13 protein-coding genes are annotated in these 9,699 nt (G+C 69.4%); 4 read left to right on the forward strand and 9 right to left on the reverse strand.

Going from position 1 to position 9,699, the window contains the following annotated elements:
* A partial coding sequence (locus tag VGB60_RS10205; RefSeq protein ID WP_331038154.1) for an EAL domain-containing protein occupies window positions 1–303 on the forward strand: 303 nt, incomplete at its 5' end.
* A gap of 68 nt (window positions 304–371) precedes the next feature.
* On the opposite strand, the gene VGB60_RS10210 is transcribed toward VGB60_RS10205, so the two are convergent.
* Window positions 372–746, reverse strand: coding sequence for a hypothetical protein (locus VGB60_RS10210; protein ID WP_331038155.1), 375 nt, complete (start codon window positions 744–746; stop codon window positions 372–374).
* 130 nt (window positions 747–876) lie between these two features.
* Entirely contained in the window at window positions 877–1,446 is a 570-nt protein-coding gene (locus tag VGB60_RS10215; RefSeq protein ID WP_331038156.1) for a YqgE/AlgH family protein, read from the reverse strand.
* A 115-nt stretch (window positions 1,447–1,561) separates the two neighbouring features.
* Between VGB60_RS10215 and VGB60_RS10220 the strand changes: the two genes are divergently transcribed.
* Window positions 1,562–2,047, forward strand: coding sequence for a peroxiredoxin (locus tag VGB60_RS10220; RefSeq protein WP_331038157.1), 486 nt, complete (start codon window positions 1,562–1,564; stop codon window positions 2,045–2,047).
* A gap of 148 nt (window positions 2,048–2,195) precedes the next feature.
* Window positions 2,196–2,630 carry a very short patch repair endonuclease gene (locus VGB60_RS10225; protein WP_331038158.1) on the forward strand — a complete coding sequence of 145 codons (435 nt, stop codon included), beginning with the start codon at window positions 2,196–2,198 and terminating at the stop codon, window positions 2,628–2,630.
* Here the strand turns inward: VGB60_RS10225 and VGB60_RS10230 are convergent.
* The 5 genes from VGB60_RS10230 to VGB60_RS10250 all read right to left on the reverse strand — a co-directional run bounded on the left by VGB60_RS10230 (window position 2,606) and on the right by VGB60_RS10250 (window position 7,249).
* On the reverse strand, window positions 2,606–4,525 hold the full coding sequence (locus VGB60_RS10230; protein WP_331038159.1) for an ATP-binding protein: 1,920 nt from the start codon (window positions 4,523–4,525) through the stop codon (window positions 2,606–2,608). The genes VGB60_RS10225 and VGB60_RS10230 overlap by 25 nt on opposite strands.
* Before the next feature lie 65 nt (window positions 4,526–4,590).
* Window positions 4,591–5,628 carry a quinone-dependent dihydroorotate dehydrogenase gene (locus VGB60_RS10235; protein ID WP_331038160.1) on the reverse strand — a complete coding sequence of 346 codons (1,038 nt, stop codon included), beginning with the start codon at window positions 5,626–5,628 and terminating at the stop codon, window positions 4,591–4,593.
* Window positions 5,619–5,975, reverse strand: a complete 357-nt coding sequence (locus VGB60_RS10240; RefSeq protein ID WP_331038161.1) for a DUF952 domain-containing protein — start codon at window positions 5,973–5,975, stop codon at window positions 5,619–5,621. The genes VGB60_RS10235 and VGB60_RS10240 overlap by 10 nt, the downstream gene beginning before the upstream one ends.
* A complete protein-coding gene (locus tag VGB60_RS10245; RefSeq protein ID WP_331038162.1) occupies window positions 5,972–6,475 on the reverse strand; it encodes a histidine phosphatase family protein in 504 nt (167 codons plus the stop codon). Before VGB60_RS10245 ends, VGB60_RS10240 begins: the two co-directional genes overlap by 4 nt.
* Window positions 6,476–6,484: 9 nt before the next feature.
* Window positions 6,485–7,249, reverse strand: a complete 765-nt coding sequence (locus VGB60_RS10250; protein ID WP_331038163.1) for a class I SAM-dependent methyltransferase — start codon at window positions 7,247–7,249, stop codon at window positions 6,485–6,487.
* Between the two features lie 44 nt (window positions 7,250–7,293).
* On the opposite strand from VGB60_RS10250, the gene gloB reads away from it, so the two are divergent.
* Window positions 7,294–8,022, forward strand: coding sequence for a hydroxyacylglutathione hydrolase (gloB, locus tag VGB60_RS10255; RefSeq protein WP_331038164.1), 729 nt, complete (start codon window positions 7,294–7,296; stop codon window positions 8,020–8,022).
* Here the strand turns inward: gloB and VGB60_RS10260 are convergent.
* On the reverse strand, window positions 8,012–8,773 hold the full coding sequence (locus tag VGB60_RS10260; protein WP_331038165.1) for a DUF4908 domain-containing protein: 762 nt from the start codon (window positions 8,771–8,773) through the stop codon (window positions 8,012–8,014). The two genes, gloB and VGB60_RS10260, sit on opposite strands and share 11 nt — an antisense overlap.
* Before the next feature lie 97 nt (window positions 8,774–8,870).
* On the reverse strand, window positions 8,871–9,596 hold the full coding sequence (gene phbB / locus VGB60_RS10265; RefSeq protein WP_331038166.1) for an acetoacetyl-CoA reductase: 726 nt from the start codon (window positions 9,594–9,596) through the stop codon (window positions 8,871–8,873).
* Between the last annotated feature and the right edge of the window lie 103 nt (window positions 9,597–9,699).

The following is a 9,699-nucleotide window of genomic DNA, read 5'->3' on the forward strand; positions in this document are numbered from 1 at the left end:
TGGCTGGCCAAGCTGCCGTTCGATACGCTGAAGATCGACCGCTATTTCGTTCTGACCATGGACAAGGACGAGGGCTCGGCCAAGATCGTCAAGTCGGTGGTCAACCTCGGGCGCGACCTCGCCCTCGAAGTGGTCGCTGAGGGCGTGGAGAACGCCGGGCTGGCCAGCCTGCTGCTGGACGCCCAGTGCCACTACGGCCAGGGCTTCGGCTACGCCCCCGCCCTGCCGGCGCAGGAGGCCGAGGTCTATCTCAACGAGTCGCTGGCGGACGGCTCGGCGCCGCTGAAGGCCCGGTCGGCGTAAGTCGCCGCCCACGTCGTTCACTCTGGTGACAGAGGACCTTGACGGTGCACTTCGACAGCTTTGTCCCGTCAGATGGTCGGCATCGGCGCCGGTAGCAGCCTGACCGCATCCGCCATCCCCGACACCACAAGGTGGCGTCTATTCCCGACCATGCGCCCTAACCGGGCGCACCAGTCGTATAGCCCAGGGTCAGTGCTGATGAAGACAGTGTACCTCATGTCAGCCGAGGCATTGTTGAATACAGCCACGAGCTGTTCCAACTCCTCCTTGTTCGATGCCGCGGAGGGATTTCGGAGGTCGACAACCCAGTCCCAGTCCGTCAGCGCCGGGCGGACCTTGACCAGTTGAAGTATCACCGAAACGACAGTCGCCGTCTGAGCATCCGGCAGGACCGTGACCCAGACGCGGCGCAGGCGGCCATCGAGCTTTGTCTGTATCGACATGCGCTCAGTAGAAAATGTGACCGCCCAACAAACACTTAAGATTGCTGACATCAGCGGGCCTGCGCAGGAGATCCCCTTCAGCGCCCATGAGAGGTGACCGCCCGCAATCGTTCGGAAGCCGTCATCCGCCCTACGCCCGCCCGCTCTGTCCCGACAGCTGCGCGGGGTCGACGCCCAGGCCGGCGAGGGCGCGGGCCCATTTGCTCTCGTGGTCGGGATCGAAGATCAGCTCGGGATCGGCCTCCGCCGTCAGCCAGACGTTCTCGCCCAGCTCGTCCTCCAGCTGTCCGTCGCCCCAGCCGGCGTAGCCCAGCAGCAGCACCGACCGCCGCGGGCCGTGCGACGGATCCGCCATCGCCAGCAGGGCTTCGCGCGTGCCCGTCATCGCCAGGCCGGCGCCGAAGGGCACGGAGGCGTCCTCGATCAGCCAGTCGTCGGTGTGAAGCACGAAACCGCGCTCACGCTCGACCGGACCGCCGATCAGGACCGCTCGGCTGTCCGCGTCCGCGGGCGCCGGCGCGTCGAGCTTGCTCAGCACCTTCTTCAGGCTGACGCCAGGCGCGGGGGTGTCGAGCCGCAGGCCCATGGCGTGGTCTGGCCGGTGGGCGCAGACCAGGATGACGGCGTGCTCGAAGCGTGGATCGCTGATGCCCGGCATGGCCACCAGCAGGCGACCCGCGAGGGACTGAAATTCGTTCATGCTCCTATGATCGGGATGCGCACGGCGGACCGCAAGGGACAGAACGGTTGGCGCGGTGGGCCGTAGCCCCTATCTGATCGTCACGCTTTCGCTTTCAGCCCCCCGGAGCCCTGCCATGACCGTCCAGATCGGCGACCGTATTCCCTCGGCCAACCTGACCCGCGCGACCGACGACGGTCCCAAGCCCGTCACCACCGACGAGGTGTTCGCCGGCAAGACCGTCGCCCTGTTCGCGGTGCCCGGCGCCTTCACCCCGACCTGCTCGGCGCGTCACCTGCCGGGCTACAAGGATCTGCGCGAGCAGCTGGCCGGCAAGGGCGTGGACAGCATCGCCTGCGTCTCGGTCAACGACGCTTTCGTCATGGGCGCCTGGGCCGACAGCCAGGGCATCGGCAAGGACGACATCCTGATGCTGGGCGACGGCAACGGCGATTTCACCCGCCAGCTGGGCCTGTCGATGGACGCCAAGGGCTTCGGCATGGGCGAGCGCTCGCAGCGCTATTCCATGCTGGTCAAGGACGGCGTCGTGAGCCAGCTGAACATTGAACAGCCGGGCGAGTTCAAGGTCTCCTCGGCCGAGCACCTCCTGGCGCAGCTGTAGAGGCCACCCGGCTTTCCGCTCCTCCCCGCGAAAGCCGGGACCCGGTGCTTTGGGTGAACAACCGTTCGACGGTCGCTGAAGCGGTCGTCCTGATGCGACGGCGTCAAGCTGGACAGAACTGTGTCGCGGCTCTCGCCGGGATGAGCGGATGGTAAAAGGCACCGACGTCTTCACCCCTGACAAGCGTAGCGCCGTCATGCGGCGCGTGAAGAGCCGCGACACCGGGCCCGAACTGGCGGTGCGCCGGTTCTTGCGCGCGGCCGGAGTCGGCTACCGGCTGGGCGGCGTCGCGCTGCCGGGTCGACCCGATGTGGTCATGAAGGGCCGGCGCGTCGCCCTGTTCGTTCACGGCTGCTTCTGGCACGGGCACGACTGCCCACGCGGGGCGCGTAAGCCAAAGGCCAACGCCGACTACTGGGCCGCCAAGATCGCGCGGAACCGTGCCCGCGACGCCGCCAACGACGCCGCGCTTCGCCAGCAGGGCTGGCGCGTGATCACGGTCTGGGAGTGTGCGATCCGACAGCCGGACTTCGCCGAGGGCCTGGTGGCCGAGGTCCGTCAGGCGGCGACGGCGTCTGACTGATCCATGGTCATCACATGGGTGATGGCCCCGAGCAGCATCGGCGGCGTGATCGGCTTGGGCACGAAATAGGTCATGCCCGCGGCCGTGCAGGCGGCGATGTCGTCCGCCGCCGTATCCGCCGTAACGGCGATGATCGGCACGAGGGCGTTGGGCCCGCCGCCGGCGCGGATGCGGCGGGTGGTCTCGCGCCCGTCCAGCTCCGGCATCCGTACGTCCATGAAGATCAGGTCGAAGGCCTCGTCCTCGCAGATCTTCAGCGCCGCCATCCCGTCCACCGCCGTGGCGATGTCGCAGCCGAGCGGCTGAAGGATCAGCTGGATCGCCCTGCGGTTAATGTCGTGGTCGTCGACGACGAGCACCCGCATCGGCCGGCCTTCGTCCTCGTCATCCTGACGGATTGAATCGGCGGGTCCGCCCTCCGCGACGGGAGCCTCGGCGGTCTCCAGGACGGGAGCCGCGTCCGCTTCCGGCTCCGGCGCCCGACCGGACAACGCGCGGGCGACGGCGTCGCGGCTCTGCTGATCCAGCGCCGGGGCCCCGGCCGGCAGGTTCTCGCCCGGCTCGAGATGCAGGGCGAGCGTGAACCGCGCGCCCTCGCCGGGCCGGCTGCGGGCGGTCAGGCGCCCGCCCATCAGCTCGGCCAGCTGCCGGCTGATGGCCAGGCCAAGCCCTGTCCCGCCATGGATGGCGCTGACGCCTTCGATGGTCTGATCGAACGGCGTGAACAGGCGCGAGACTTGGTCGGACGTCATGCCCGGCCCGGTGTCGGCCACCTCGATAAGGACGGCATGGCCGCCGGGCTCGTCGGACCAGGCCTTGAGGCGCAGGGTGATCGAGCCCTCGGCCGTGAACTTCATGGCGTTGGAAATCAGGTTGTTGAGGATCTGCCGCAGGCGCATCGGATCGCCGCGGACAGCGGTCGGAACGAAGGCAGCGCCCTCGACCCGGAACTTCAGACCCTTGGCGCGCGCCGGCCCGCGCCACAGGCGAACCGTCTGGTTCAGCAGCTCGCGCAGGTCGAAATCCATCTCGTCGACAGTCATGTGGCCGGCGTCGAGCTTGGCGTGGTCCAGCAGATCATCGAGCAGGGCCTTCATCATGAAGCCGGCGTCGGTGATCAGATGCGCCTGCGAGCGGGCCGCGGCGTCCTTGGCGCCACGCTCCAGCTCGGCGGCGCCGGTCAGGATGGCGCTGATCGGGGTCCGCAAGTCGTGGCCAATGGCGGCGAGGAAGGCGCTGCGGCCTTCCATGACGCGCTCGGCGTCCATCCGCTTCTGGTCGGCCTCGATGCGCGCGGCGCTTTCAGCGAGCCGCGCGTCGTTCATGCGCCGCCATGTCGACAGGCAGTAGGTGATGAAGACGCCCACGGCGATCGCCGCGGCCGCGACGAAGCCGGGCGAGGCTCCGTAGGCCGCCATGAACAGCGGCGTTGCGGCGAGGTAGACGAACTGTAGAGAGGCGGTCGTCAACATGACCGAGGCGGACTGCGGCGCATTGATGATCGAATAGATCGCGCCGGCGGACAGCAACATGGCGGCGCAGATGCCGCCCATCGGCCCGCCCAGCAACCACATCGGGATCGACAGGCTGCCGAAATAGCCGGCGTTGACGACCAGCATCGCCCAGCCTGCGGCCTTCCGGAGCCCGGCCAGCCGTTCCGCCCTGCCGCTGTTGATCGGGGAGAACACCCAGAGGTCGAGGCCCTGAATGATGAAATATCCGACCACCCAGCCGACGCTGAACGCCCACCCCAGCAAGGGGCTGAACACCAGTCCGCTGGCCGCGGCCATGCCCAACCGCTGCAGCAGGGCCTTGCGCCGCTGTCGGATCGCCAGCGCCCAATCATCGGCGGCCCGGTCGGCGCGAAGTGGCGGCTTTGCTTTGGCGATCGCCATGGGGCTCCCCAACCAAGGCGATGCCGCCCCGGCCGTCATCATGCCGTGAGGGCCCTAACGCTCCGTCAACGTGCCGCTGAGGCGGCCTCCGCGACCGAGGAAAACCCGTCTGCGCGCAGGCGGGCGGCGAGCTCGCGCTTCATCCGCCCGACCAGCCCCGGTCCTTCGTAGATCAGGGCGGAGTACAGCTGGACGGCGCAGGCGCCGGCGCGGATGCGGGCGTAGGCTTCAGCGCCGCTGTCGATCCCCCCGACCGCGATAAGCGGCAGGCGGCCGCTGGACGCCTCGGCTGCCGCTTGCAGCGCCGCGGCGGCTCTGGCCTTGAGCGGCGCGCCCGACAGGCCGCCGGCTTCGGCGCGGTGGGCCGAACGCAACGTCCCCGGCCGGTCGAGCGTGGTGTTTGACACGATCAGGGCGTCGATGGCGTGGTCGAGACTGGCCTCGACGATCAGGCCGACCTCGTCGCCGGAGAGGTCCGGGGCGATCTTCAGGAACACGGGCGTGCGGTCGCCGCCGCGGGCCTCGTTCAGTCGCCCCAGCAGGTCGTCCAGCGCCGCCCGCCCCTGCAGGGCGCGAAGACCCGGCGTGTTGGGCGACGAGACGTTGACGGTGACATAGTCGCTCAGCCCCCGCAGCCGACGAAGGCCGGAAACGTAGTCGGCCGCCTTGTCCTCGGTGTCCTTGTTGGCTCCCAGATTGGCGCCGACGACAACCGAGCGGGGCCGCCTTTCGAGACGGGCGGCGAAGGCTTCCAAACCGAGGTTGTTGAAGCCCATGCGGTTGATCACCGCGCGATCCTCGCTCAGACGGAACAGGCGCGGCTTCTGGTTGCCGGGCTGGGCCAGCGGCGTGACCGAGCCGCACTCGACGAATCCGAAGCCGAGGCGCCCCAGTCCGCCCAGCGCCTCGCCGTTCTTGTCCAGACCGGCCGCCAGGCCAACGGGATTAGGAAGGCTCAAGCCGGCCACGGATGTCCGCAGCACGGGATCGTCGGGCGCCGGCGTCGGCAGGGGGGCGATCTGCAGGGCCCGGATCGCGAGGCCGTGCGCCGTCTCGGCGTCGAGCCTTCGCAGCAGGCCAGCGCCGAGGTCGCTCAACCCCATGCCGGACGCCCGTCGTCGAACCGCATGGCGCCGTGGACGTCGACGGAGAGCCCGCGCTCGCGCCGCGCCGCCGAGACCGGCAGGGGGGCGTAGAGGTGCGGGAACTGGGCTCCGCCGCGCGATTCTTCCCATCTGAGGGCCGGTCCGAGAGCCCCCAGATCGACCTCGACCAGCACCAGCGCAGAACGGCCCGGATAGTGCCGCCGCGCCGTTTCGGCCAGTTGGTCCGCGGTCGACATGTGGATGTAGCCGTCTGCACGGTCGACGTCCGACCCCGCGTACGACCCGAGCGCCCGCGCCGCGTCCCACTCCTGTCGGTCGAGCAGCTTGTAGGCGACGGCTGTCATTCGCGGGTCAGGTCCTGCGGTTGGAGGAGGCCCTCGAAGGTGCAACGCCCGGCCGGATCGACGGTGAAGACGGCCGCAGCCCCGGGCGGGAAGCCGCCGCTCATCCGGTCCAGCACGGAAGGAGAGGCGGCGCTCTCGACGAGGTATTCCACCGCCAGCAGGTGGACCCCGGGGTTGTGCGCCACGACCATCAGGGTCCCGGCCTCGTCCTCGGCGGCCTCGACCAGGCGGCGAAGGGCGTCGGCGGCCCCGTTATAGAGCGGCTCGTCCTCGCGGACTTCGACGTCCCCAAAGGCGTCGTGCAGCAGGTCCCAGGTCTGCCGGGTCCGCGCGGCCGGCGACACCAGCGCCAGATCCGGCTTCATCCCCCGCCCGGCCAGGGCCCGGCCCATGGATGCGGCCTCGCGCCGGCCCCTCGCCGACAATGCGCGGTCGCGGTCGCGGCCTGAGTCGGCGGCACGTTCCGCCTCCGCATGTCTCATCAGGATCAGTCGTCGCATGCAGCGGCTTTAGTCGCGTTTGCGGCTGGTCGCCAGATCGTCCGCCCGTCTCGTGCGACTGGCGGGCTGGGGCTGCAGCGCGGGCGTCAGGACGGGAGTGGTCGCCACGGCGCCGCCGGGCCGGATGCGGGCGTAGGCCTGACGCGTCGCCTCCAGCAGGATGACGCCCGCGGCGCCGGGCATGATCCGCTTGCCGACCTGTTCGAAGCCGTCCGCAAGCGGCAGCAGCGGCCCCCATGGCGGCACGTAGAGGGTCTGGGACCATGCCGTGGGCTCCAGCCCCGCGGCCCGCACCAGCCTTTCCAGCTGGCGGCGGGTGAAAGGCCGGCCGTGTCCGAACGGCGTGGCCTCCACCCGCGACCAGAGGCCGCCCCGGGCGGCCGCGACCAGAATGATCCGGCCCGCCGGCGACAACGCGCGCACCGCCTCGCTCATCAAGGCCTGCGCGTCGTCGGCTTCCTCAAGTGCGTGGACCAGAAGGATGCGGTCGAACGACCCGGCGGCGAACGGCAGACGGCGGTCGTCCACCAGCAGGGTGCGGTTCTTCCCGACCGACGGCCACAGCTCCACGCCCTGGCCCGCGGGCATGGCCGCGACGACCCGCCGGGCGCCCACGAACGCGTCCAGCCATGGCGTGGCGTAGCCCAGTCCGAGAACGTCGCAGCTGGCGGCCTCGCCCCAGGCATCCTCCAGCCGGCGCGCCAGCAGGCGCCGCGCCAAGGCCCCGGCCGGTTCGCCATAAAAGATCCGCAGGTCCTCGATGCTGCGCCGCATGCCCCATGATAGGCCGAGGCAGGGCCGGCTGCTAGGATCAGCGCATGAGCCTCGACATCCGCCTGTTCCCCTGCCTGTCCGACAACTACGGCTTCCTTGTTCGGGACGAAGCGACGGGGCTAGTCGCCGCGATCGACACCCCGGACGCCGAAGCGATCCTCGCCGCGCTGGAGGGCACGGGCTGGGGACGGCTGGACCTGATCCTCAACACCCATTGGCACCCGGACCACACGCAGGGCAACGCCCGGCTGCAGGCGGAGACACGCTGCGAGATCGTCGGGCCGGAGGAGGTGCGGCGGGCGGCGCCGATCGATCGTGTCGTGCGCGGCGGCGACACCGTGATGCTGGGGGAGACCCCGTTCGAGGTCACGGATACGCCCGGCCACACGCTCGGGCACATCGTCTACCGCTCGGCGGCGGACGCCCACGCCTTCGTGGGCGACGTGCTGTTCAATCTCGGCTGCGGTCGCCTGTTCGAGGGCGCGCCTGAGCAGATGTGGGCCAGCCTGCGGACCCTCTCGGCCTGGCCCGACGAGACGGTGATCTGGTGCGCGCACGAATACACCGCCGCCAATGTCCGCTTCGCCCTCAGCCTCGACCACCGGCCTGAGATGGCGGCGCGCGCCAGGGAACTGCTGGCGATGCGAGAGCGGGGCGAGGCCACGGTCCCGACGACCATCGCGGCGGAAAAGGCGTTCAATCCCTTTCTCAGGGCCGCCGACGCCGCCGACTTCGCCGCCCGGCGGGCGGCCAAGGACGGCTTCAGCGGCTAGGCGTTCGCTGTTCGGGCAGGATGGTCCTGATGACCCGGCTCGAGGACGGCCTGCCGGCCTGTCCCTGACTGGGATCCACCACCACCACCAGACGGCCGCGGCTGTACGTCACGCCCGAGCGCGCGCCTTCGACGATGGTGATGCTTCTAAGGCTGTCGAGGCTCGACCGGGCGCTGGGGGAGCGGGCGATCCGCGCGACGGCGTCGGTCGTGACGATCAGGGCCTCGACGCAGAGCGACTCCGAAACCTGGCCGTCCAGATTGATCTCCACCAGACGGCCGAGGGCCTGGCTGACCATCGCGCTGCGCCGCGCCATCAGTTCGAACAGGCGCACGGGGCCGAGCGTGGGCGGCGACAGGCTCTGCCCGGGGCCGGTGAGGGAGGCGGGCGAGCCCCCGGGCGCGCGGGGGGTGTAGACGGTGATCCCGCCGCCGGGAGTCACCCTCAGGATTTGGGCGCCGGCGTCGTTGCGATAGATGACGTCCCCACGAGGAGCGGCGGTGGGGCGCAGCACCCAGGTCTCGTCGCGCCGCTCGAACCTCAGGAGCGGCCGCTGGCCCGAACGGTCCAGAATGAAGGCCTCGCCGGACTCGGCGACATAGCGACCGGCGGGAGGCAGGCTGCGTGAAACGCCGCCGCTGTTGCGCAGCGACTGGCTCTGCTCCGCCTGGGCGTTGCCGCGGTTCTGGGCCTCGGCCGGGCTCGTGGAGATCGACAGAGTCAAGGCCGCCGCCGCGAGGGCGATCGCCATCACGGCCGGAAGCGGCTTGCGCGCCGTTCTGGTCCCCGTCAACTCCATGGCGATCAGTGGTGAAACCGGTGCGCGGCGGATTTTGGGCGGGGCCCGGTCAGCCAACCAGATACTGACCGCCGTTAAGCGACAGCGTACAGCCTGTGACATATCCGGCACGTTCGCCCGACAGCCAGGACACCATGTCCGCAATTTCCTCGCCTTTTCCAAGTCTTCCGACAGGGATCTGGGCGATGATGCCGGCCAGCACCTTCTCGTCCATCGCTCCCACCATCTCGGTGTCGATGTAGCCGGGCGCGATGCAATTCACCGTGACCCCCTTGCGCGCATTCTCCAGCGCCAGCGCCTTGGTGAAGCCGATCATGCCGGCCTTGGCGGCGGAATAGTTGGTCTGGCCGATCTGGCCCTTCTGGCCGTTGATCGAGGAGATGTTGACGATCCGGCCGAAGCCGCGGTCGCGCATGCCGTTGATGACCTGGCGCGTCATGTTGAACACGCTGTCCATGTTCACGCGGATCACGTCGGACCACTGGTCGTGGCTCATCTTGTGGAAGAAGCCGTCGCGGGTGATGCCGGCGTTGTTGACGAGAATGTCGATGGGCCCGAGCTGGTCCTCGATCTCCTTCACCGCCCGCGCACAGTCCTCGTACGAGCCGACATTGCCCTTGACGATGGTGACGCCCAGTTCCTTCGCCGTGGCTTCGGCCGCTTCGACGTTGCCGGAGTATCCGGCGGCGACGGACATGCCGTCTTCCTTCAGCCGCTGAACGATCGCCTTGCCGATGCCGCGGGTGCCACCCGTGACCAGAGCCACTCGAGCCATGTGCGTTTCCTTGTCCCTTACGGCCGCGTCTGACGCGTGGCCTTCAGCACAGACTTAACGAAACGACCGGCACGCGGGAAGATCATGCGGCGATCTTCTCCAT

The sequence above is a fragment of the Brevundimonas sp. genome (genome assembly GCF_036399195.1).
In the GTDB taxonomy this organism is placed as follows: Bacteria; Pseudomonadota; Alphaproteobacteria; order Caulobacterales; family Caulobacteraceae; genus Brevundimonas.

Coding starts and splice junctions, on each gene's coding strand:
- VGB60_RS10210 (WP_331038155.1), bottom strand. CDS start 746: ATGTCGATACAGACAAAGCTCGATGGCCGCCTGCGCCGCGTCTGGGTC.
- VGB60_RS10215 (WP_331038156.1), bottom strand. CDS start 1,446: ATGAACGAATTTCAGTCCCTCGCGGGTCGCCTGCTGGTGGCCATGCCG.
- VGB60_RS10220 (WP_331038157.1), top strand. CDS start 1,562: ATGACCGTCCAGATCGGCGACCGTATTCCCTCGGCCAACCTGACCCGC.
- VGB60_RS10225 (WP_331038158.1), top strand. CDS start 2,196: ATGGTAAAAGGCACCGACGTCTTCACCCCTGACAAGCGTAGCGCCGTC.
- VGB60_RS10230 (WP_331038159.1), bottom strand. CDS start 4,525: ATGGCGATCGCCAAAGCAAAGCCGCCACTTCGCGCCGACCGGGCCGCC.
- VGB60_RS10235 (WP_331038160.1), bottom strand. CDS start 5,628: ATGGGGTTGAGCGACCTCGGCGCTGGCCTGCTGCGAAGGCTCGACGCC.
- VGB60_RS10240 (WP_331038161.1), bottom strand. CDS start 5,975: ATGACAGCCGTCGCCTACAAGCTGCTCGACCGACAGGAGTGGGACGCG.
- VGB60_RS10245 (WP_331038162.1), bottom strand. CDS start 6,475: ATGCGACGACTGATCCTGATGAGACATGCGGAGGCGGAACGTGCCGCC.
- VGB60_RS10250 (WP_331038163.1), bottom strand. CDS start 7,249: ATGCGGCGCAGCATCGAGGACCTGCGGATCTTTTATGGCGAACCGGCC.
- gloB (WP_331038164.1), top strand. CDS start 7,294: ATGAGCCTCGACATCCGCCTGTTCCCCTGCCTGTCCGACAACTACGGC.
- VGB60_RS10260 (WP_331038165.1), bottom strand. CDS start 8,773: ATGGCGATCGCCCTCGCGGCGGCGGCCTTGACTCTGTCGATCTCCACG.
- phbB (WP_331038166.1), bottom strand. CDS start 9,596: ATGGCTCGAGTGGCTCTGGTCACGGGTGGCACCCGCGGCATCGGCAAG.